Annotated in this window: 19 protein-coding genes; 10 read left to right on the forward strand and 9 right to left on the reverse strand. The window is 65.9% G+C overall.

Annotated features, from left to right (window positions below):
* Positions 1-111: 111 nt before the first annotated feature.
* The 9 genes from acnA to DSM104443_RS09310 are packed head-to-tail and all read right to left on the reverse strand — an operon-like array spanning position 112 to position 10,405.
* Positions 112-2,829, reverse strand: coding sequence for an aconitate hydratase AcnA (acnA, locus tag DSM104443_RS09270; protein ID WP_171091543.1), 2,718 nt, complete (start codon positions 2,827-2,829; stop codon positions 112-114).
* A gap of 20 nt (positions 2,830-2,849) precedes the next feature.
* Complete coding sequence (locus tag DSM104443_RS09275) at positions 2,850-3,299, reverse strand: hypothetical protein (protein WP_171091545.1); 450 nt, start codon at positions 3,297-3,299, stop codon at positions 2,850-2,852.
* A gap of 35 nt (positions 3,300-3,334) precedes the next feature.
* Positions 3,335-4,786: a bifunctional 2-methylcitrate dehydratase/aconitate hydratase gene (locus tag DSM104443_RS09280; RefSeq protein WP_171091547.1), complete on the reverse strand. Its 1,452-nt coding sequence runs from the start codon at positions 4,784-4,786 to the stop codon at positions 3,335-3,337.
* 14 nt (positions 4,787-4,800) lie between these two features.
* Positions 4,801-5,343 (reverse strand): DUF4124 domain-containing protein, encoded by a 543-nt coding sequence (locus tag DSM104443_RS09285; protein ID WP_343034688.1) that lies wholly within the window; start codon positions 5,341-5,343, stop codon positions 4,801-4,803.
* A complete protein-coding gene (gene prpC, locus DSM104443_RS09290) occupies positions 5,343-6,512 on the reverse strand; it encodes a bifunctional 2-methylcitrate synthase/citrate synthase (RefSeq protein WP_171091552.1) in 1,170 nt (389 codons plus the stop codon). The genes DSM104443_RS09285 and prpC overlap by 1 nt, the downstream gene beginning before the upstream one ends.
* Positions 6,513-6,528: 16 nt before the next feature.
* Positions 6,529-7,404, reverse strand: coding sequence for a methylisocitrate lyase (gene prpB / locus DSM104443_RS09295; protein ID WP_171091553.1), 876 nt, complete (start codon positions 7,402-7,404; stop codon positions 6,529-6,531).
* A 13-nt stretch (positions 7,405-7,417) separates the two neighbouring features.
* Positions 7,418-8,419, reverse strand: a complete 1,002-nt coding sequence (locus DSM104443_RS09300) for an HpcH/HpaI aldolase/citrate lyase family protein (protein WP_171091555.1) — start codon at positions 8,417-8,419, stop codon at positions 7,418-7,420.
* A 25-nt stretch (positions 8,420-8,444) separates the two neighbouring features.
* A complete protein-coding gene (locus tag DSM104443_RS09305; protein ID WP_171091557.1) occupies positions 8,445-9,530 on the reverse strand; it encodes a MaoC family dehydratase in 1,086 nt (361 codons plus the stop codon).
* A complete protein-coding gene (locus DSM104443_RS09310; protein WP_171091559.1) occupies positions 9,527-10,405 on the reverse strand; it encodes an HpcH/HpaI aldolase/citrate lyase family protein in 879 nt (292 codons plus the stop codon). Before DSM104443_RS09310 ends, DSM104443_RS09305 begins: the two co-directional genes overlap by 4 nt.
* Before the next feature lie 142 nt (positions 10,406-10,547).
* Between DSM104443_RS09310 and DSM104443_RS09315 the strand changes: the two genes are divergently transcribed.
* The 10 genes from DSM104443_RS09315 (at position 10,548) to DSM104443_RS09360 (ending at position 20,736) form a co-directional block, all read left to right on the forward strand.
* Positions 10,548-11,288: a GntR family transcriptional regulator gene (locus DSM104443_RS09315; RefSeq protein WP_171091561.1), complete on the forward strand. Its 741-nt coding sequence runs from the start codon at positions 10,548-10,550 to the stop codon at positions 11,286-11,288.
* A gap of 182 nt (positions 11,289-11,470) precedes the next feature.
* Positions 11,471-11,872, forward strand: a complete 402-nt coding sequence (sdhC, locus tag DSM104443_RS09320; RefSeq protein WP_171091563.1) for a succinate dehydrogenase, cytochrome b556 subunit — start codon at positions 11,471-11,473, stop codon at positions 11,870-11,872.
* Positions 11,869-12,222 carry a succinate dehydrogenase, hydrophobic membrane anchor protein gene (gene sdhD, locus DSM104443_RS09325; RefSeq protein WP_246232761.1) on the forward strand — a complete coding sequence of 118 codons (354 nt, stop codon included), beginning with the start codon at positions 11,869-11,871 and terminating at the stop codon, positions 12,220-12,222. Before sdhC ends, sdhD begins: the two co-directional genes overlap by 4 nt.
* Positions 12,223-12,224: 2 nt before the next feature.
* Positions 12,225-13,991 carry a succinate dehydrogenase flavoprotein subunit gene (sdhA, locus tag DSM104443_RS09330; RefSeq protein ID WP_171091565.1) on the forward strand — a complete coding sequence of 589 codons (1,767 nt, stop codon included), beginning with the start codon at positions 12,225-12,227 and terminating at the stop codon, positions 13,989-13,991.
* 1 nt (position 13,992) lies between these two features.
* Positions 13,993-14,688 (forward strand): succinate dehydrogenase iron-sulfur subunit, encoded by a 696-nt coding sequence (locus DSM104443_RS09335; protein ID WP_171091567.1) that lies wholly within the window; start codon positions 13,993-13,995, stop codon positions 14,686-14,688.
* Positions 14,689-14,733: 45 nt separating this feature from the next.
* Positions 14,734-14,949 carry an FAD assembly factor SdhE gene (locus DSM104443_RS09340; RefSeq protein WP_246232773.1) on the forward strand — a complete coding sequence of 72 codons (216 nt, stop codon included), beginning with the start codon at positions 14,734-14,736 and terminating at the stop codon, positions 14,947-14,949.
* Between the two features lie 30 nt (positions 14,950-14,979).
* A complete protein-coding gene (gltA, locus tag DSM104443_RS09345) occupies positions 14,980-16,284 on the forward strand; it encodes a citrate synthase (protein ID WP_171091569.1) in 1,305 nt (434 codons plus the stop codon).
* 15 nt (positions 16,285-16,299) lie between these two features.
* On the forward strand, positions 16,300-19,140 hold the full coding sequence (locus DSM104443_RS09350; RefSeq protein WP_171091571.1) for a 2-oxoglutarate dehydrogenase E1 component: 2,841 nt from the start codon (positions 16,300-16,302) through the stop codon (positions 19,138-19,140).
* Positions 19,141-19,165: 25 nt separating this feature from the next.
* Entirely contained in the window at positions 19,166-20,440 is a 1,275-nt protein-coding gene (gene odhB / locus DSM104443_RS09355; protein WP_171091574.1) for a 2-oxoglutarate dehydrogenase complex dihydrolipoyllysine-residue succinyltransferase, read from the forward strand.
* 5 nt (positions 20,441-20,445) lie between these two features.
* The gene (locus DSM104443_RS09360; RefSeq protein ID WP_171091576.1) at positions 20,446-20,736 is read left to right on the forward strand and encodes a hypothetical protein; all 291 of its coding nucleotides are present in this window, start codon (positions 20,446-20,448) and stop codon (positions 20,734-20,736) included.

Raw genomic sequence — 20,736 nt, forward strand, 5'->3', positions numbered from 1 at the left:
ATAAACACAGATAAACGCAGATAAAACCTTGCAGGGCCAAAACCAACAGTGGGTCTATCCGCGTTTATCTGTGTTTATCTGCGGAGGGCGCCTTTCGCCTTTGACTTTGCCCTAGGCCGCGACGGTGGCGGGAGCTTTCGACACGAGCTCGCGAAGGACGAACGGCAGGATGCCGCCATGGAGGTAGTAGTCCACCTCGATCGGCGTATCGATGCGAACCAGCACCGGCACTTCCTGCTTCGAGCCATCCGCGCGGTGGATCACGAGCTTCGCGTCCATCTGCGGCTTGATCCCGCCCTCGACGCCGACCACGTCCACGGTCTCCGTGCCGGTGATGCCGAGCGATTCCGCGGAGGCGCCGTCCTTGAACTGCAGCGGCAGCACGCCCATGCCCACGAGGTTGGAGCGGTGGATGCGCTCGTAGCTGCGCGCCACGACCGCCTTCACGCCGAGGAGCTGCGTGCCCTTGGCCGCCCAGTCGCGCGACGACCCCGTGCCGTATTCCTCGCCGCCGAACACGACCGTCGGGACCTTGTTGCCGATGTACTTCATCGCGGCGTCGTAGATCGACATCAGCTCGCCGCCCGGTTGGTACAACGTGACGCCGCCTTCGACGCGCGTGCCGTCCGGCTTCGGCGGCAGCATGAGGTTCTTCACGCGCACGTTGGCGAACGTGCCGCGCATCATCACCTCGTGGTTGCCGCGGCGGGCGCCGTAGCTGTTGAAGTCGGCCTTCATCACGCCGTTGCCGATGAGGTACTTGCCGGCGGGCGAGGTGTCCTTGATCGAGCCGGCGGGGGAGATGTGGTCCGTGGTGACCGAGTCGCCGAAGATGCCGAGCACTTTGGCACCCTTCACGTCATGCGCCTTGCCCGCGCTCATGCCGAAGCCCTCGAAGAACGGCGGCTCGGCGATGTACGTGGACTTCGGCCAGTCGTAGACCTGGCCCTGGGTTGACGGGATGGCGGCCCACAGCGGATTGTCCTTGGTGAGGTCGCCGTAGAGCTTCTGGAAGACCTTCGGGTCCTGCGCGTACTTGAGGAGCGCGTGGATCTCGTCGGACGTGGGCCAGATGTCCTTCAGCATCACCGGGCCGTGGGTGCCCATGCCGACCGGCTCGTTCTCGAGGTCCTTCAACACCGTTCCGGCGATCGCGTAGGCAACCACGAGCGGCGGCGAAGCCAGGAAATTCGCGCGGATGTTGGCGTGGATGCGTGCTTCGAAGTTGCGGTTGCCGGAAAGCACGGCGGCGCAAACGAGGTCGTTGCCGACGACGGATTCCTCGATCGGCTCGGCGAGCGGGCCGGCGTTGCCGATACACGTGGTGCAGCCGTAGCCCGCGAGGTAGAAGCCCACCTTCTCGAGCGACTCCAGCAGGCCGGCGGCCTTCAGGTAATCCGTCACGACGCGCGAGCCCGGGGCCAGCGACGTCTTGATATGCGGCTTCACCTTGAGGCCCTTCTCGACGGCCTTCTTGGCGAGCAGGCCCGCGGCGATCAGCACGCCGGGGTTGGAGGTGTTGGTGCACGACGTGATGGCGGCGATCAGCACGTCACCGGAGCCGATGTCGATGCCGTCCTTGGTCTTGAAGCGCTTGCCGAGGTCCTCGGGCTTCTTGGAGAAGCCGTTCTCCGCCGGCGGCTTGGAGAAGAGCTCGGTGAACTTGCTCTTCAACGCGCCCAGCTCGATGCGATCCTGCGGGCGCTTCGGACCGGCCACGGAGGCCTTGATGGTGGACAGGTCGAGCGAGAGCTCCTGCGAGTAGGCGATGTCGCCCTTCATCGGCACGCCGAACAGGCCCTGCGCCTTGAAGTAGGACTCGAACGCGTCCACTTCCGCCGGCGTACGGCCGGAGTTGCGGAAGTACTCGACGGTCTTCGAATCGACGGGGAAGAAGCCCATGGTCGCGCCGTACTCGGGCGCCATGTTGGCGATGGTGGCGCGGTCGGGCACGGCGAGCGAGGCGGTACCTTCACCGAAGAACTCGACGAACTTGCCGACCACTTTCGCCTTGCGCAGCATTTCCGTGACGGTGAGCACGAGGTCCGTGGCGGTGATGCCCTCGCGGAGCTTGCCGGTGAGGTTCACGCCAACGACGTCCGGCGTGAGGAAGTACACGGGCTGGCCCAGCATGCCGCTCTCGGCCTCGATGCCGCCCACGCCCCAGCCCACCACGCCCACGCCGTTGATCATCGTGGTGTGGCTGTCGGTGCCGACGAGCGTATCGGGGTAGTACACGCCGTTCTTGTGGAACACGCCGCGCGCGAGGTACTCCAGGTTCACCTGGTGCACGATGCCCACGCCCGGGGGCACGACCTTGAACGTGTCGAACGCCTGCATGCCCCACTTCATGAACTGGTAGCGCTCCTTGTTGCGGGAGAACTCGAGCTTCATGTTGAGGTCGAGCGAATCGGCCGTGCCGTAGTGGTCGATCTGCACCGAGTGGTCGACGACGAGGTCCACGGGCACCAGCGGCTCGACGACCTTGGGATCCTTGCCCATCTTGTGCGCGACACCGCGCATGGCGGCGAGGTCGGCCAGCAGGGGAACGCCGGTGAAGTCCTGCAGCACGATGCGCGCGAGGACGAACGGGATCTCGGCGGTGCGCGCGGCGGTCGGGCCCCAGTTGGCCAGCTCCTTCACGTGCGCTTCGCTGACCTTCTTGCCGTCCACGTTGCGCAGCACCGACTCCAGCACGATGCGCACGGAGACGGGCAGCTTCGAGACGTTCGGGAAGGTCTTGGCGAGCGCCGGCAGCGAATAGAACTGCCCCTTGCCGCCGGAGGCGAGGTTGAAGGACTGGTAGGTGTCGAAGGCGTTATGGGGCATGGATATCTTTCTCTTATTGGCTAGGTAGTGGCCTTGGCTCGAAGCTGCACATCGTACTCGCGTCCCGAGTCGTCCCGGCAGCGGCCGCCGCCGGTGCCGTAGGAGCCGCGGAATTCGCAGCGCAATCCCTGGCCGTCGGCGGATTGCAGCAGGGCGGTGGCGAGCGAGCCCTCGGGATTGTCGACGCTCACGAAGCCGCCGCCCATGCCCCAGCCGCCCCAACCGCGGCGGCCGCCGTAGCCCACGCCGCCGGAGACGTAGCCGGTGGCGCGGTCGGAGGTGACCTGGACCCAGGTGCCGTTGTAGGTGCGGTTCTCGAGCGTGACGGAGACGCGGCCCTCGGATTTGCCGACGTCTTCCAGGATGCCGGCGTACAGCTTGCCGCTGTCGCGCGGCATGAGCGTGATGTCGTACGTCGTGGCGCAACCGCCGAGCAGGGCGGCGAGGATGAGGATCGGGACTCGTTTCATCGGGACCTCCGGGATAGTCGGTTCCCCTTCTGGGACTAGATGGCCATCAGGTCGACGAATTCGTGCACGGGCGTCGCCTCGAGGCGTTTCGGGTCCATGCACAGGTCGAGGATGGCCTGCTGTTGTTTCGACGGGAAGCGGCGGGCGAGGTTCACCTTGAACTTCTCCACCAGCACCGGCATGCCTTCCTTGCGGCGGCGCTTGTGGCCGATCGGGTACTCGACCACGATCTCCTTCATCTTCTTGCCGTCCCTGAACTCCACCGTGAGGCCGTTGGCGATCGAGCGCTTGTCGGGGTCGTGGTAGTCCTTGGTGAATTTCTTGTCCTCGACGCACTCGATCTTGTCGCGGAGCGCGTCGATGCGCTTGTCCTTCGCGACCGCGTCCTCGTAATCGCCCGCGGTGAGGCGGCCGAAGAGGATGGGCACCGCCACCATGTACTGGATGCAATGGTCGCGGTCGGCGGGGTTATCGAGCGGACCCTTCTTGTCGATGATGCGGATGCAGGCCTCGTGCGTGCGGATGGTGATCTTCTCGATGTCGGCCGCGGACTTGCCCAGCTTCGCGAGCTCGCCGTGGATCGTCATCGCGGCTTCCACGGCCGTCTGCGAGTGAAACTCCGCCGGGAAGGAGATCTTGAACAGCACGTTCTCCATCACGTAGCTGCCGTACGGGCGCTGGAACTGGAAGGGCTTCCCCTTGAACAGCACGTCGTAGAAGCCCCAGGTCTTGGCCGAGAGCACCGAGGGGTAGCCCATCTCGCCCGTCTTCGCGATCAGCGCCAGGCGCACGGCGCGGCTGGTGGCATCGCCCGCCGCCCAGCTCTTGCGGGAACCGGTGTTGGGCGAGTGGCGGTAGGTGCGAAGCGACTGGCCGTCCACCCAGGCGAGCGAGACCGCGTTGATGATCTCGTCGCGCGTAAGGCCCAGCATCTGGGCGACCACGGCGGTGGAGGCCACCTTGACCAGCACCACGTGGTCCAGGCCCACCTTGTTGAAGGAGTTCTCGAGCGCGATGCAGCCCTGGATCTCGTGCGCCTTGATCATTCCTGTCAGCACGTCACGCACCGTGAGCGGCGCCTTGCCGTTGGCCACGGCGATGCGCGAGAGCCAGTCGGCCGTCGCGAGGATGCCGCCGAGGTTGTCCGACGGGTGGCCCCATTCGGCGGCGAGCCAGGTGTCGTTGAAGTCGAGCCAGCGGATCATGCAGCCGATGTCGAACGCGGCTTTGACCGGATCCATCTGGAAGGAGGTACCCGGCACCTTGGCGCCGTTCGGCACGAGCGTGCCCGGGACCACGGGGCCCAGCATCTTGGTGCAGGCGGGGTACTCGAGCGCCTCGAAGCCGCAGCCCAGCGTATCCATGAGGCAATAGCGGGCGGTTTCGTAGGCGTCCTTCGAGGAGACCTTGTACTTGGAGACGTAGTCGACGATGTCGACCAGCACTTGATCGGGCTTGGGGCGGACGTTGCTGATGTGAGCGGACATGCCTGGATTTTTCCTTATTTGCGAAGCGCGTTCTTCATCCCCGGCAGGAACTGCGTCTCGCAGGTCTTCGCGAAATTCTGCAGGGCAATCGACGAGGGAACGACATTGTTGCGAAACTTGGCGCGGCCGTTCTCGACGGCACGCTGGTATTCGGGAGTGGCTTCCCACTTGCTGAGGAGGGTGCCCGCCTGGGTGCGCCAGCCGATGTAGGTTTCCCCGTTGCGGCCGGTGAATCCGGGCGAGGCCACGTCGCAATTGTCGAACGTGGACTGCGTGCCGGCCAGCTCCATCATCGCCGGGTCCTCGGTCCCGGTAGGCTCCGTGGATCCGCCGGATCCGGACGATCCCGAGGAGCCGGATGATTCCGCCGATCCGCTCGACATCGGAGGCGGGGAGAGCGGGATCGGCGTCTTCAGCGCGTCGGTCTTCGAATCGTCCGGGCACTTGCCGTCCTGGTAGGTCACCTTGCCCGCCTTGTCGATGCACTTCGTGATCGCGAGGGCGTCCGCGGCGAAGAACGCGAGCGCGGCGGCGATAACCGGCAGGAGGGCGCGCATCACGGGCGCTTGCCGATCGGAACGAAGGCCTGGTTCTCGGGGCCGGTGTAGTTGGCCGAGGGGCGGATGATCTTGCCGTCGATGCGCTGCTCGATCACGTGGGCGGCCCAGCCGGAGGTGCGCGCGATCACGAAGAGCGGCGTGAACATGGCCGTGGGCACGCCCATCATGTGGTACGAGGTGGCGCTGAACCAGTCGAGGTTGGGGAACATCTTCTTCTCGCGCCACATCACCGTCTCCACGCGCTCCGAGATGTCGAAGAGCTTCAGGGTGCCGGCGTCCTTCGAGAGCTTGCGCGCCACTTCCTTGATCACCTGGTTCCTGGGGTCGGCGATGGTGTAGACCGGATGCCCGAAGCCGATGACGATCTGCTTCTCGCCGATGCGCTTCACCGTATCGGCCTCGGCTTCGTCCGGGTTGTCGTACTTCCCGATGGTATCGAAGGCGAACTCGTTCGCCCCGCCATGTTTCGGTCCTTTCAGGGCACCGATGCCGCCGGTGATGGCCGAGTGCATGTCGGCGCCCGTCCCGGCGATCACCCGGCAGGTGAACGTCGAGGCGTTGAACTCGTGCTCGGCATAGAGGATGAGCGAGGTGTGCATCGAGCGCACCCACAGCTCCGACGGTTCTTTCCCATGCAACAGGTGGAGGAAATGGCCGCCGATGGAGTCGTCGTCGGTCTCGACGTCGATGCGCTTGCCGTTGTGCGAGAAGTGGTACCAGTAGAGGAGCATCGAGCCCAGCGAGGCCATCAGCCGGTCGGCGATGTCGCGGGCTTCCGAGACCTTGCGGGCTTCGCCTTCGGGCAGCACCGATCCGAGGGCCGAAACGGCGGTGCGCATCACGTCCATCGGGTGCGCTCCGGCCGGGATGCTCTCGAGGATGTCCTGCACGTCGGCGGGAATGCCGCGCAGCGCCTTCAGCTTCTGCTTGTAGCCCTTCAGCTCCGCCTTGTTGGGGAGCTTGCCGTGGACCAGCAGGAAGGCGATCTCCTCGAACTCCGAGGTCTCGGCGATATCGAGGATGTCGTAGCCGCGGTAGTGGAGGTCGTTGCCGGAGCGGCCGACCGTGCACAGGGCGGTGTTGCCCGCGGTGACGCCGGACAGGGCGACGGATTTCTTCGGCTTGAATCCCGCGGCGGGTGCGGCTTCCTTCACTTCTGCAGTCATGGTCTCTCCGGTCCGGTTATTTCGACTTCGCGAAAAGGGCGTCGAGCTTCTGCTCGAACTCGTGGTAGCCGAGGTGCTGGTAGAGCTCCTCGCGCGTCTGCATCGTGCCGACGGTGTCCTTCTGCGTGCCGTCCTTCCGCAACGTGGCGTAGACGTTGAGCGCCGCCTTGTTCATGGCGCGGAACGCCGAGAGCGGGTAGAGGGCGATGTCGACGTTCGCGCTCGCGAGCTCCGGGATCGTGAACAGCGGAGTCTTCCCGAACTCGGTGATGTTGGCGAGGATCGGGACCTTCACCGCAGCCTTGAATTTCGCATACATCGCGAGGTCCGTGATGGCTTCGGGAAAAATGCCGTCGGCGCCGGCCTCGACGCAGGCGAGGGAACGCTCGATCGCGGCCTCCAGCCCCTCGTTCGCGAGCGAATCCGTGCGCGCGAGGATGAAGAAGTCGCGGTCGGTCTTCGCGTCCACCGCGGCCTTGATGCGGTCGACCATTTCCTGCTTCGACACCAGCTCCTTGTTCGGGCGGTGGCCGCAGCGTTTCGCACCCACTTGGTCCTCGATGTGCATGGCCCCGGCGCCGGCCTTGATCAGCGACTTCACGGTGCGCGCCACGTTGAACGCGGAGGAGCCGAACCCGGTGTCCACGTCGACCAGCAGCGGCAGGTCGCAGACGTCCGTGATGCGGCGGACATCGACCAGCACGTCGTCGAGATTGGAGATGCCGAGATCGGGGAGGCCGAGCGATCCGGCGGCGACGCCTCCGCCGGAGAGGTAGATGGCCTTGTAGCCGGAGTTCTTCGCGAGCGTGGCGTGGTACGCGTTGATCGCGCCGGGGATCTGCAGGGGTTTTTCGGCCGCGAGGGCCGCGCGGAAGGTCGCGCCGGGAGTCATCGAGTCGTGGGTCCTATTGGAAGAAAGCGAGGGCGGCTTCCTCGGGGATCGCGACACCCGTCACGCGCGCCTTCTGGAGCAGCTCCCAGAAGTAGCGGTACGTGGCGCGGTCGTGCAGCTCGCCCGAGTACTGGATCGGCCCCCAGTTTGCGCGCTGCGCGGCGAGCAGGATGGCGGCACCGTCGACGACCTCGCCCAGGTCGGGCTTCATCGCATCGACGATCGGCTGGATCTGCGAGGGGTGGATGCTCCACATGCGCAGGAAGCCGAATTCGTTGCGGGCTTTCCACGCGTCGCGGAACACGTTGTAGGGGCTCTTGAGATCCAGCGAGACGTTGTGCGCCGGGACCACGCCGTGGGCGAGCGCGGCGGACACGACTTGCATTTTCGCGTGCACGACGAGCGGATGCTCGAACTGGCCCGGCGAGCGCATGTTGGAGGCGTGGATCGCTCCGTGGTGGCCGGAAACGAAATCCATCAGGCCGAAGTCGAGGACCTGCACGCCCGGCAGCATGGCGAGCTCCCAGGCATCGTGGAGCGCGCCGTGCGTCTCGACGAGGATGTGCACGGGGACGGTACGGCCGATCTTCGCCTTCTCGCCGACCTCGCGGATGTACGCGACCATCTCGGCCGCATCGCGCTCGGACGTGGACTTGGGAATCGTCACGTAGGCGAGCACCAAGCCAGCGCCGCCCACGAGGATCTCGATGTCCTTCTTCCAGTGGGGGTGCGAGTGATCGTGGATGCGCACGCCCGCCATCTTGTGGGTGTTGCGGGCGGAGTTGAGCACCGAGACGATCATCTCGGCGTGCTCCTTCTCGCGGCCGGCTTCCGCGCCGTCCTCGCAATCGCAGGTGATGTCGAACACCGGCCCCATGCGCTGCTGCAGCTCGAGGGCCTTGAGGATCAGCTTCTCGCTGCCGGCGAAATGCTCGCAGGCCGGAATGGGGGGCAGGGCCTTCTCGCCGGCGAAGAGGGCGTCGTTGGGGTGGCGTTCCGAAGCGGGGGTGGCCATGGGAGGACTCCGAGGGATGTCTATTTTACGTCGCCTTGCGGCGGGGAACGAGCACGGTGTAATCGAGGTCGAGGACGACCGATTCGTGGCGCTCGCCGGGGGCTACGGCCGGCAGCGCCGCGAGCTCGGCGTTCTTCACGCCCAGCATGCGTAGCCGTAGCGCCCCCAGGTCGTTGCGGCCGGGCAGGGCCCAGCGGTCGAGCACGACGTGGCGGCAATAAAGGGTGTCGCCGGCGAAGGTCGGGTTGGCGTGGGTGCCGCCGTTGATCGCGGCGATGGCGAAGGCGTTCTCGAGACCGTCGTGCGAGAGCGCGCGGCAGACCGACATCACGTGGCCGCCATAGATGAGGCGCCGTCCGGTAGCGGCCGATTTCGCGCGATACGCGTCGAAGTGGACCCGCGCGGTGTTCTGGTAGAGGCGCGTGGCCATCATGTGCTCGGCTTCCTCGAGCGTCATGCCGCCCGGATGGTCGATCACCTGGCCGGCTTCGTAGTCGTCCCACAGGCGCGTGCCGCCGGTGGCCATCGGGTCGAGGGCGCCGGGCTTGAGGAAGGCCGGCACGGCGAGCGCTTCGGGCGACACCTCGCGCGGCAAGTCGGGAACGGTGGCGGGCGGCGCTGGTGATGCCGGATCACGCTTGGCGACCATCACCCATCGCACCCATGAAAGGACCTCGCGGCCGTGCTGGTTCAGGGCGCGCGAAGCGACATACACCACGCCGCTCTTGCCGCTGGAGTTTTCCTTGAGGCCGATCACTTCCGATTGCGCGTGCAGCGTATCGCCCACATACACGGGCTCGAGGAAGCGCAGGTTCGCGTAGCCGAGGTTCGCGACGGCGTTGTACGAGATGTCGTGGACGGTCTTGCCGAAGGCGATGTGGAAGGCCAGCAGGTCGTCGACCGGGCAGGAGGGATGGCCGAGGGCGCGGGCGAGCGGTTCGCTGCAATGCGCGGGCTGGCGGGCGCCGGTGAGCGCGAGGTACAGCGCCGTGTCGCCGGAGGTGATCGTGCGCGGCGTCGGGTGTCCGTAGCGCAAGCCGACCGCATAGTCCTCGAAGAACCAGCCGCCGATCGGCCGCGTGCCGGGCAGGACGGGAACGCCGTCGCTCATTGGCCGGCTTCCAGCTGCTGGATCATGTCGTTCAACGCCAGCATCCGCTTGGCGGCCTTCACGTGATGGCTTTCGACCAGGCGCCCGTTCACGACGACGGTGCCGCGCCCTTCGGCGTGCGCGTGGTCGAGCGCCTCGATCACCTCGAGCGACGCCGCGAGGTCGTGCGGCTTCGGCGTGAACGCGTCGTTGCAGTAGGGAAGCTGGAACGGGTGCACGAGGCTCTTGCCGTCGAAGCCCAGGTCGCGCGCCAGGCGGCAGGCGTATTCGAAGGACTGCATGTCCTTGAGATCCGTCGAGATGCCGTCGACCACGGAGCGGTCGTACGCGCGCCCGGCGAGCAGCACGTGGGCGAGGCTGTGGACGATGGCGACGCGGTCGGGCGTGCGCCGGCCGTGGAGCTGGTTCAGCAGGTCCGAGGTCGCCATCACGATGCAGGCGATGCGATCCGATGCGGCGGCGATCTCCTCGGCGCGCAGCACCGCGATCGGGCTTTCGATCATCACCATGATCGGCAGGTGGCTGCCGCCGGCGGCGTCGAGGGCCGAGAGGGCGCGCTGCACGTCCTTCGTCGACTCGATGTTGGGAAACAGGATCGCGTCGGCGCCCGAGCGCGCGACCGCCTTCACGTCGTCGGGTCCCCACGGGGAATCGAGGTCGTTCACGCGCACCACGACTTCGCGCCGGCCGTAGCCGCCGGAGAGCACGGCATCGACGACGTTGCGGCGCGACTCCTCCTTGGCCGCGACCAGGATCGGATCTCCCAGGTCGAGGATCACCGAGTCCACCTTGAGGGTGCGGGCCTTGTGCAGGTAGCGGGTGCTGCAGCCCGGCACGTAGAGCATCGAGCGGCGCGGGCGGAAGTAAGGGGTCATCGATGCAGGTCTTTGATTTTGAAGGGTTAGGTGAGTGCGCCGAAGGCTTGCTGCTTCGCAGCATCGTAGGGCCCGGCGGCGCGCCGTGTCAACAGTCTTATATAAGACATAGGAGACGGCGTGCCTGCTATCATCCGCCTCCATGCCCGCCGCGAAACACAGCGCCACCCCGTCGTACCGGCCGCTCTACGAGCAGATCCGCATCCTCCTCACGCAGAGCCTGGTCGCGGGGGAGTGGAAGCCGGGCGAGATGATCCCTTCCGAGCTCGAGCTGGCCGCCCGCTACCGCGTGAGCCAGGGCACCGTGCGCAAGGCCATCGACGCGCTCGCCTCCGAGCATATCCTCGTGCGCCGGCAGGGCAAGGGCACGTTCGTGGCCTCGCACACCCAGCCCGCCTACCAATACCGATTCCTTCGGGTGATGCCCGACACGGGCGAGAAGCTCCATCCGCAGAACCTGTTCCTGGAGTTGAAGAAGGTGAAGGCGGGAGCCGAGCATGCCGCATCGTTAAAGATCAAGGCCACGACGCCGGTGCACTCGATCAAGCGCGTGTTGCTGTTCCATGACAGGCCGCTGATTCACGATGAAATCGTGCTGGCCGCGGCGCAGTTTCCCGGCCTCACGCTGCCCAAGCTCGAGGAGTTCAAGGGATCGATGTACATGTTCTACGAGACGGTCTATGGCCTGCGGATGATCCGCGCCGAGGAGCGGCTGCGCTCCGTCGCGGCCGATGCCGCCACCGCGGCGCACCTGAATGTGGCGCCCGGCGCGCCGCTGCTCTGCGTCGACCGCATCGCCTTCACCTATGGCGACAAGCCGGTGGAGTGGCGCCGGGGCCTTTGCCTCACCGACGGATTCTCGTATTACAACGAGCTCAGCTGAAATTATTTGGGGTGAGACTCCCATTTCCCAAATGCTGGCCTGAGGCTGTCTGCGGGAAATGGGAGTCTGACCCCAATTAATTTCAGCTAAAATCGCCGGGCCAGCCAAAGGTCGCGGGGGCCAGCCAAAACCGCCGCGGACCTCCCGAGACCAGAGCGTCGCCATCCAGGGGAACTACAAAAATGAGCTCCGCGCCCACGCCGCGCACTTCGTTGTCTCCGAGACCGAAGTATTACGATCTCAATCTCTTAAACCTCCCATCCGCCGGCAAAGTCTCGATCCTGCATCGCATCTCCGGCGCAGTCCTGTTCCTCGCCATCCCGATCCTGCTCTACATCCTCCAGGGATCGCTGTCCTCCGAAGCCGATTTCGCCCGCCTGAAGGCATTCTTCTCGATGCCCCTGGTGAAGCTCGCGACCATCGGGCTCGCTTACCTGTACGCGCACCACTTCTTCGCCGGCATCCGCTATCTCCTGCTCGACCTGCACATCGGGATCGCGAAGGAGCCGTCGAGGCTGTCCGCCAACATCGTGCTGGCGCTGGGAGTCCTCTCCGCGCTCGCTTTCGGAGCGTGGCTATGGTGAGCGCCTATAAAAAGCAGTCCGTCGGCGCGAGCTACGGCTTGTCCGACTGGCTGATGCAGCGCCTGACCGCGGTGGTCCTGGCGCTCTACACGCCGTTCCTGGTCGCCTGCATGGTGATGCACAAGCCGGGCACGTTCCACGAATGGCAGGGCATGTTCTCCTCGCAGGCGGTGCGGCTCGCGACCATCCTCTTCCTCTCGGCACTGATCTGGCACGCCTGGATCGGCATCCGCGACATCGTGATGGACTACCTCAAGCCCGCCAGCGTGCGCATGACGGCACTCTTCCTCATCGGTTTCTTCTTGATCGCCTGCTTCGCATGGTCGGTCGCCATCCTCTGGGGACGATAGCCATGACGCTTCCGGTTCGAAAATTCGATGCAGTGATCGTGGGAGCGGGCGGCGCGGGGTTGCGCGCGGCCTATGAGCTCTCCAAGGCGGGCCTCAAGGTCGCGTGCCTTTCGAAAGTCTTCCCGACTCGCTCGCACACCGTGGCGGCGCAAGGCGGCGTGGGTGCCGCGCTCGGCAACATGGGCGAGGACCATTGGCACTGGCACATGTACGACACCGTGAAGGGGTCGGACTGGCTGGGCGACCAGGACGCGATCGAGTTCATGTGCCGAATGGCGCCCGAGGTCGTGATCGAGCTCGAGCACTTCGGCATGCCGTTCGACCGGAACGACAACGGCACCATCTACCAGCGTCCGTTCGGCGGCCACACCGCCAACTTCGGCGAGAAGCCGGTGCAGCGCAGCTCCTGCGCCGCGGACCGCACCGGCCACGCGATGCTGCACGCGCTCTACCAGCGCAACGTGCACAGCAAGACGCAGTTCTTCGTGGAGTGGATGGCGCTCGACATCATTCGCGCCCCGGACGGCCGCGTGCTGGGCGTGACGGCGCTGGAGATGGAAACCGGCGACATCGTCATCTTCCAGGGCAAGGCCACGCTCTTCGCCACCGGCGGGGGCGGGCGCATCTTCGCCTCGTCGACCAACGCCTTCATCAACATGGGCGACGGCGTGGGCATGACGGCGCGGGCCGGCATTCCCCTCGAGGACATGGAGTTCTGGCAGTTCCACCCCACCGGCGTTGCCGGCGCGGGCGTGCTCATCACCGAGGGCGTGCGCGGCGAGGGCGGCTACCTGCTGAACAAGAACGGCGAGCGCTTCATGGAGCGCTATGCGCCCACCATGAAGGACCTCGCGTCGCGGGACGTGGTGTCGCGCGCCATGGCCACCGAGATCAAGGAAGGGCGCGGCTGCGGTCCCCACGGCGACTACATCCTGCTCAAGCTGGACCACCTCGGTGCGGACGTCATCAACAAGCGCCTGCCGGGTATCCGCGAGAGCGCGATCAAGTTCGCCAACATCGACCCGGTGAAGGAGCCGATCCCGGTCGTGCCGACCTGCCACTACCAGATGGGCGGCATCCCGACCAACTACCACGGCGAAGTGATCGCGCCCAAGGGCAGCGACATGAGCGTGGTCGTCCCCGGCTTCTACGCCGCGGGCGAGTGCGGCTGCGCCTCGATCCACGGCGCCAACCGCCTGGGCACCAACTCGCTCACCGACCTGCTGGTGATGGGCAAGAGCTCGGCGTTGAGCATGCTGGACTTCATCAAGGCCGAGGGCCCGAAGCACGCCGAGCTGCCGAAGGATGCGGGCGACATGTCGCTCACCCGCGTGGCGGCGCTGGACGGCAAGAAGGGCGGGGCGTCGGTGGACAAGACGCGCTCGGAGATCCAACGCACGATGCAGGCGCACTGCGGCGTCTTCCGCTTCCCGGACATGCTGGTCCAGGGCGTGGAGAAGATCAAAGCCTGCGCCGACAGCGTGGCCAACCTCGAGATCGGCGACAAGAGCAAGGTGTTCAACACCGCCCGCATCGAGGCGCTCGAGCTGCAGAACCTCTACGAAGTGGCGCGCGCCACGATGATCTCCGCCGAGGCCCGCAAGGAAACGCGCGGCGCCCACGACCGGGCCGACCACCACCAGCGCGACGACGTGAACTGGCTCAAGCACACCCTCTGGTACAAGGAGGGCGACCGACTCGAATACAAGGCGGTGAACCTGAAGCCGTTGTCCGTCGAGACCATTCCTCCGAAAGCGCGGGTGTACTGACATGAAATTCAAGATCGAGCGCTTCAACCCGGAAACCGACAAGAAGCCGTACTTCAAGGAGTACGACGTCGTCCTCAAGGAGTCGGATCGCATGCTTCTCGATGCGCTGGTGCGCATCAAGATGGCCGACGACACGCTGAGCCTGCGCCGCTCCTGCCGCGAGGGCATCTGCGGCTCGGACGCGATGAACATCAACGGCAAGAACGGCCTCGCGTGCATCACGAAGATCGTCGACCTGAAAGAGCCCGTGGTGATCCGCCCGCTGCCGGGGCTGCCGATCATCCGCGACCTGATCGTCGACATGACGCATTTCTTCGCGCAATACCACTCGATCAAGCCGTACCTGATCAACGACGAGCCGCCGCCGGAGAAGGAGCGACTGCAGTCGCCGCATGCGCGCGCCGAGCTGGATGGCCTGTACGAGTGCATCCTCTGCGCCTGCTGCTCGACCTCCTGCCCGTCGTTCTGGTGGAACCCGGACAAGTTCGTCGGCCCCGCGGGCTTGCTGAACGCTTACCGCTTCATCGCGGACAGCCGCGACCAGGCGGCGAACGAAAGATTGGACGACCTGAAGGATCCTTATCGCCTGTTCCGGTGTCACTCCATCATGAACTGCGTGGACGTGTGCCCGAAGGGCCTCAATCCGACCTCCGCGATCGGCAAGATCAAGGACGCGATGGTCCGGAGGGCGATCTAGCAAACGTTCGGGAAACTGTCATTGGATTCGCGAAGCATCGAGCGGTTGAAGTGGCGTAGCCGGCGTGGCCTGCTGGAGCTGGACATCGTGTTCCAGCGCTACTGGAAGGCGCACGACGGCGGCATGCCCGAGGCCGAGGCCAAGGTGCTGGAGCGGCTCCTGCTGCTCCCCGACAACGACCTGCTGGACCTCGTGATGGGCAGGACCACGACGCGCGATGTGGCGTTCGCGGACCTGGTCGAGAAACTCAAGGCCGCCTAGGCGGCAACAGCAACCCCGGAGAAGACAGGCATGGAAGCCAAAGGCAAGGCAACACTCTCGTACGACGGCAAGAGCACCGAATTCCCCGTCTATGGGGGCACGATCGGCCCCGACGTCATCGACATCCGCAAGCTCTACGGCGGGACGGGCGCCTTCACGTACGACCCGGGCTTCCTGTCGACGGCTTCGTGCTCGTCGAAGATCACCTACATCGACGGGGATGAAGGCGTGCTGCTTTATCGCGGCTACCCCATCGAGCAGCTCGCGACCCACTGCGACTTCCTCGAGGTCTGCTACCTGCTGCTGAACGGCGAGCTGCCCAACAAGGTCGACAAGGACAAGTTCGACTGGACCATCTCGCGCCATACGATGGTGCACGAGCAGCTCGCGCGCCTGTTCCAGGGCTTCCGCCGCGACTCGCATCCGATGGCGGTGATGGTGGGCGTGGTGGGCGCGCTGTCGGCCTTCTATCACGACAGCCTCGACATCACGAACCCGGAGCACCGCGAGATCTCGGCCTACCGCCTGATCGCGAAGCTGCCGACGATCGTCGCCATGGCCTACAAGTACAACATGGGCCAGCCGTTCATGTACCCCAAGAACGCGCTCGCCTACACGCCCAACTTCATGCGCATGATGTTCGGCGTGCCCGCGGAAGAGTACGAGCAGAACGACGTGCTGAACCGCGCGCTGGACCGCATCCTCATCCTGCATGCCGACCACGAGCAGAACGCCTCGACGTCCACGGTGCGCCTCGCCGGCTCGTCGGGCGCCAACCCGTTCGCGTGCATCGCCTCGGGCATCGCCTGCCTGTGGGGTCCCGCGCACGGCGGCGCCAACGAAGCGGCGCTGCAGATGCTGATCGACATCGAGAAGGATGGCGGCCTCGCGAAGGTGGGCGAGTTCGTGAAGAAAGCGAAGGACAAGAACTCCGGCGTGAAGCTGATGGGCTTCGGCCACCGCGTCTACAAGAACTACGACCCGCGCGCCAAGCTCATGCAGGAGACGACGCGAGAGGTCCTGGCCGCCGTGGGTGCCGAGAACGACCCGCTGCTCAAGCTCGCCATGGCGCTGGAGAAGATCGCCCTCGAGGACGAGTACTTCGTCTCCCGCAAGCTCTACCCGAACGTCGATTTCTACTCGGGGATCGTGCAAAGGGCGCTGGGCATCCCCACATCCATGTTTACCTGCATCTTCTCGATGGCCCGCACGGTGGGCTGGATCGCGCAGTGGAACGAGATGATTTCGGACCCCGAGCAGAAGATCGGGCGTCCCCGCCAGCTCTATACAGGGGCCACCAAGCGCGACGTCGTGCCCATGGCCAAGCGCAAGTAGTCGAAAGGAAGCGAGATGTCGAGTGTCATGAAGGATTTCCAGGACTCCTCCCACCTGTACGGGTCGAACGCCCCGTTCGTGGAAGACCTCTATGAGCAGTACCTCCAGGATCCGGCCTCGGTGTCCGATGCCTGGCGCGCGCAGTTCGACGCGTGGCAGGGCGCGGGCAAGGACGTGCCCCACAGCCCCGTGATCGCGGCGTTCGAGCGCCTCGCGAAGGAGGGCGGCTCCGCGCCCGGCGTGGCGACCTCGGCCGGTGACGGCAAGGACCTGAAGGTCCTGCAATACATCCGCGCCCACCGCGTGCTGGGCTCTCGCCAGTCGCAACTGGATCCGCTGAAGCGCATGGAGCGCGATCTCGTGCCCGAGCTCGAGTTCGCCTACTACGGCTTCACCGACGCCGACCTCCAGCGCGAGTTCTCGCCGGGCTCGTGGCAAGGCCAGAAGGGCCCGATGAAGTTCGGCGACCTCGTGGCTGCCGTGAAGAAAACCTACTGCGGCACCATCGGCCTCGAGTACATGTACATCTCGTCGAACGAGCAGAAGCGCTGGATCCAGAAGCGCTTCGAGGGCACGCTCTCCACGCCCTCGTTCACGGCGGAGGAGAAGCGCGGCATCCTCGAGCGCATCAGCTCGGCCGAGACGCTCGAGCGCTATCTCCATACGCGCTACGTCGGCCAGAAGCGCTTCTCCGGCGAAGGCGGCGAGAGCCTCATCCCCGCGCTGGACACGGTGATCGAGGACGGCGGCGGCATGGGCGTGAAGGAAGTCGTGCTGGGCATGGCCCACCGCGGCCGACTCAACGTGCTCGTGAACAACCTGGGCAAGGTGCCCGCGGACCTCTTCTCGGAATTCGAAGGCAAGCACGTCCACACGAAGGACAGCTCCGGCGACGTGAAGTACCACCAGGGCTTCTCGTCGGACATCCAGACCCCGGGCGGCACGGTCCACCTCACGCTCGCGTTCAACCCGTCGCACCTGGAGATCGTGAATCCGGTGGTCGAAGGTTCGGTGCGGGCCCGCCAGCATCGCCACGGCGACCACACCGGAGACAAGGTGCTGCCGGTCCTGATCCACGGCGACGCGGCCTTCGCCGGCCAGGGCGTCGTGATGGAGACGATGGCGCTGTCGCAGACCCGCGGCTACCGCACGGGCGGCACGGTGCACCTCATCGTGAACAACCAGATCGGCTTTACTACGTCGGATACGCGCGATGCGCGCAGCTCGCTCTACTGCACCGACATCGCGAAGATGATCGAGGCGCCGGTCTTCCACGTGAACGGCGACGATCCGGAGGCCGTGGTCTTCGTGACGAAGGCCGCGCTCGACTTCCGCATGCAGTTCCACAAGGACGTCGTGATCGACATCGTGTGCTTCCGCCGCCTCGGCCACAACGAGCAGGACGAGCCGTTCGTGACGCAGCCGCTCATGTACAAGCGCATCGCCCAGCACCCGGGCACGCGCAAGCTCTACGCCGACCGCCTGGAAGCCGAGGGCGTCATCGCCGCCGGCCACGCGGACGAGCTCGTGACCAGCACGCGCGCCGCGCTGGATGCCGGCAAGCCCACCAACGCCAAGATCCGCTATGGCCTGAAGCCCGCGCTCGCCGTGGACTGGGCGCCGTACCTCGGCATCGATTGGCGTCATGAGGCGATCACCGCCGTGCCGAAGCCGAAGCTGCACCAGCTCGCCGAGCGCCTCACGACCGTGCCGGAGAACTTCAAGGTCCATCCGACCGTGGAGCGCATCCTCGCCACGCGCCGGGAGATGGGCGAAGGCAAGGTCGCGCTCGACTGGGGCATGGCCGAGAACCTCGCCTACGCCTCGCTCGTGGATACCGGCAACCCGGTCCGCCTCTCGGGCCAGGACTGCGGCCGCGGCACGTTCGCGCACCGCCACGCCGTGATCCATGACCAGAACCGCGAGAAGTGGGATTCGGGCGTGTACGTTCCCCTGCAGAACATCCGCCAGGGCCAGGCCAATTTCGTCGTGATCGATTCGCTGCTGTCGGAAGAGGCGGTGCTCGGCTTCGAGTACGGCTACTCCACCGCGCAGCCCTTCGAGCTCGTGATCTGGGAAGGCCAGTTCGGCGACTTCGCCAACGGCGCCCAGGTGGTGATCGACCAGTTCATCGCCGCGGGCGAATCGAAGTGGCAGCGCCTGTGCGGCCTCACGATGTACCTGCCGCACGGCTACGAAGGGCAGGGCCCGGAGCACTCGTCGGCGCGTCTCGAGCGCTTCCTGCAGCTCTGTGCCGAGCACAACATCCAGGTCGTCGTGCCGTCCACGGCCGCGCAGTTCTTCCACATGATCCGCCGCCAGGTGATCCGCCCGATGAGGAAGCCGCTCATCGTGATGACGCCGAAGAGCCTGCTCCGCAAGAAGGAGGCCGCCTCGCCGCTGGAGGACCTCGCCACGGGCACGTTCCAGAACGTCATCCCCGAGGTGGAGAAGCTGAACGCGAAGAAGGTGCGCCGCGTGGTCGCCTGCTCCGGCAAGGTGTACTACGACATCGTGGCCGAGCGCGCCCGCCGCGCCATCGACGACATCGCCGTGGTGCGCATCGAGCAGCTCTATCCCTTCCCGCACGAGGAGTTCGCGGCCGAGATCGCGCGCTACCCGGCGGCCAAGAGCATCGTGTGGTGCCAGGAAGAGCCCGGCAACATGGGCGCGTGGCACCGCATCCAGCATTACCTGCAACGCCACCTGCGCGCCGACCAGGCGCTCTCGTACGCGGGCCGGGCCTCGTCGGCCTCGCCGGCGGTGGGCTACCTCGCCCTGCACAACGAGCAGCAGAAGGCGTTGGTCGAACAAGCGCTGACGTGGGATGCGAAAGCCTCCCAGGAAGCCGCCTGAAAGAAACCCGAGTCAAGGAACAGACATGCCTGTGATTGAAGTGAAGGTCCCGCAGCTCTCCGAATCCGTGTCCGAGGCGACGCTCGTCTCCTGGCACAAGAAGATCGGCGAGGCGGTGAAGCGCGACGAGAACCTGATCGACATCGAGACCGACAAGGTGGTGCTGGAGCTCCCGGCGCCGGCCGACGGCGTGATCACGAAGATCGCCAAGGGCGACGGCGAATCCGTCACCAGTGGCGACGTGATCGCGACAATCGATACGGATGCGAAGGCGACGGTAAGCGCCGCCGCTCCCGCGACGGAAAAGCAGGCCGTCGTCCCCGCGAAGCCTGCCCCCGAGAGTTCTAATCGGGGGGCGGGGACCCAGGCACCGGCGGCGCCGGTTGCCGCTGCCGTACCTGCGGCCGCTTCGAAATCCGCCTCGCCCTCCGCGGCGAAGATCGCCGCCGAGAAGGGCGTCGACACCGCCACGATGTCCGGCTCCGGCCGCGATGGCCGCGTCACGAAAGGCGATGTGCTGGCCGCGGGCTCCGCGCCTGCCACCGCCGCACCGGCCCCCGCTGCCGCGAAGCCGCTCCCGATCCAGCTCCCCACCGGCAACCGCACCGAGCAGCGCGTGCCGATGTCGCGCCTGAGGGCGCGCATCGCCGAGCGCCTGGTCCAGTCGCAATCGACCGCCGCCATCCTCACCACGTTCAACGAGGTGAACATGGCGCCGGTGATCGAGCTGCGCAACCGCTACAAGGAGAAGTTCGAGAAGGACCATGGCGTGAAGCTGGGCTTCATGTCCTTCTTCGTGAAGGCCGCGGTCCACGCCCTGAAGAAATTCCCGGTCGTGAACGCGAGCGTGGACGGCAACGACATCGTCTACCACGGCTACTACGACGTCGGCATCGCCGTCGGCACGGAGCGCGGTCTCGTGGTGCCGGTCCTGCGCAACGTGGACCAGCTCTCCATCGCGCAGATCGAGCAGTCGATCGCGGATTTCGGCAAGCGCGCCAAGGACGGCAAGCTCTCCATCGAGGAGCTCACCGGCGGCACGTTCTCGATCACCAACGGCGGCGTGTTCGGCTCGATGCTCTCGACGCCGATCATCAACCCGCCGCAAAGCGCGATCCTCGGCGTGCACGCCACGAAGGACCGTGCGGTGGTGGAGAACGGGCAGGTCGTGGTGCGCCCGATGAACTACCTCGCGCTGTCGTACGACCACCGCATCATCGACGGCCGCGAAGCCGTGCTGTCGCTGGTGGCGATGAAGGAAGCGCTCGAGGATCCCGCGCGCCTGCTGCTGGACGTATAGCCCCGGTGGCCCGCAAGAAGAAGCTCACGCCCGCCGTGCTCGCACGGCGGGCTTTGTTTTTCGTGCTCGGCTCGCTGCTGATGGGCATCCTCACGGTGCTGCTCGACGTGGCCCTGCGGGAGATCCTGCCGCGCCACTTCGCGGTGTCCATCGCCGTGGGCCTCGCGGTGTCGATCACGTTCGGGCTGCTGCGCTTCCTCAAGCACCCGCCGATGTTCCTGAAGAACGTCCATCCGCTCGCCGCCGGCCTGTGCGCGGGGCTGGGCGTCCACATCGCGCGCACCTGGCTCAAGTAG

This window comes from Usitatibacter rugosus (assembly GCF_013003965.1).
GTDB lineage: Bacteria > Pseudomonadota > Gammaproteobacteria > Burkholderiales > Usitatibacteraceae > Usitatibacter > Usitatibacter rugosus.

What these genes read in the sequence shown, in the direction of transcription:
- acnA (WP_171091543.1), bottom strand. Translation starts at nt 2,829, where the DNA reads ATGCCCCATAACGCCTTCGACACCTACCAGTCCTTCAACCTCGCCTCC.
- DSM104443_RS09275 (WP_171091545.1), bottom strand. Translation starts at nt 3,299, where the DNA reads ATGAAACGAGTCCCGATCCTCATCCTCGCCGCCCTGCTCGGCGGTTGC.
- DSM104443_RS09280 (WP_171091547.1), bottom strand. Translation starts at nt 4,786, where the DNA reads ATGTCCGCTCACATCAGCAACGTCCGCCCCAAGCCCGATCAAGTGCTG.
- DSM104443_RS09285 (WP_343034688.1), bottom strand. Translation starts at nt 5,343, where the DNA reads ATGCGCGCCCTCCTGCCGGTTATCGCCGCCGCGCTCGCGTTCTTCGCC.
- prpC (WP_171091552.1), bottom strand. Translation starts at nt 6,512, where the DNA reads ATGACTGCAGAAGTGAAGGAAGCCGCACCCGCCGCGGGATTCAAGCCG.
- prpB (WP_171091553.1), bottom strand. Translation starts at nt 7,404, where the DNA reads ATGACTCCCGGCGCGACCTTCCGCGCGGCCCTCGCGGCCGAAAAACCC.
- DSM104443_RS09300 (WP_171091555.1), bottom strand. Translation starts at nt 8,419, where the DNA reads ATGGCCACCCCCGCTTCGGAACGCCACCCCAACGACGCCCTCTTCGCC.
- DSM104443_RS09305 (WP_171091557.1), bottom strand. Translation starts at nt 9,530, where the DNA reads ATGAGCGACGGCGTTCCCGTCCTGCCCGGCACGCGGCCGATCGGCGGC.
- DSM104443_RS09310 (WP_171091559.1), bottom strand. Translation starts at nt 10,405, where the DNA reads ATGACCCCTTACTTCCGCCCGCGCCGCTCGATGCTCTACGTGCCGGGC.
- DSM104443_RS09315 (WP_171091561.1), top strand. Translation starts at nt 10,548, where the DNA reads ATGCCCGCCGCGAAACACAGCGCCACCCCGTCGTACCGGCCGCTCTAC.
- sdhC (WP_171091563.1), top strand. Translation starts at nt 11,471, where the DNA reads ATGAGCTCCGCGCCCACGCCGCGCACTTCGTTGTCTCCGAGACCGAAG.
- sdhA (WP_171091565.1), top strand. Translation starts at nt 12,225, where the DNA reads ATGACGCTTCCGGTTCGAAAATTCGATGCAGTGATCGTGGGAGCGGGC.
- DSM104443_RS09335 (WP_171091567.1), top strand. Translation starts at nt 13,993, where the DNA reads ATGAAATTCAAGATCGAGCGCTTCAACCCGGAAACCGACAAGAAGCCG.
- gltA (WP_171091569.1), top strand. Translation starts at nt 14,980, where the DNA reads ATGGAAGCCAAAGGCAAGGCAACACTCTCGTACGACGGCAAGAGCACC.
- DSM104443_RS09350 (WP_171091571.1), top strand. Translation starts at nt 16,300, where the DNA reads ATGTCGAGTGTCATGAAGGATTTCCAGGACTCCTCCCACCTGTACGGG.
- odhB (WP_171091574.1), top strand. Translation starts at nt 19,166, where the DNA reads ATGCCTGTGATTGAAGTGAAGGTCCCGCAGCTCTCCGAATCCGTGTCC.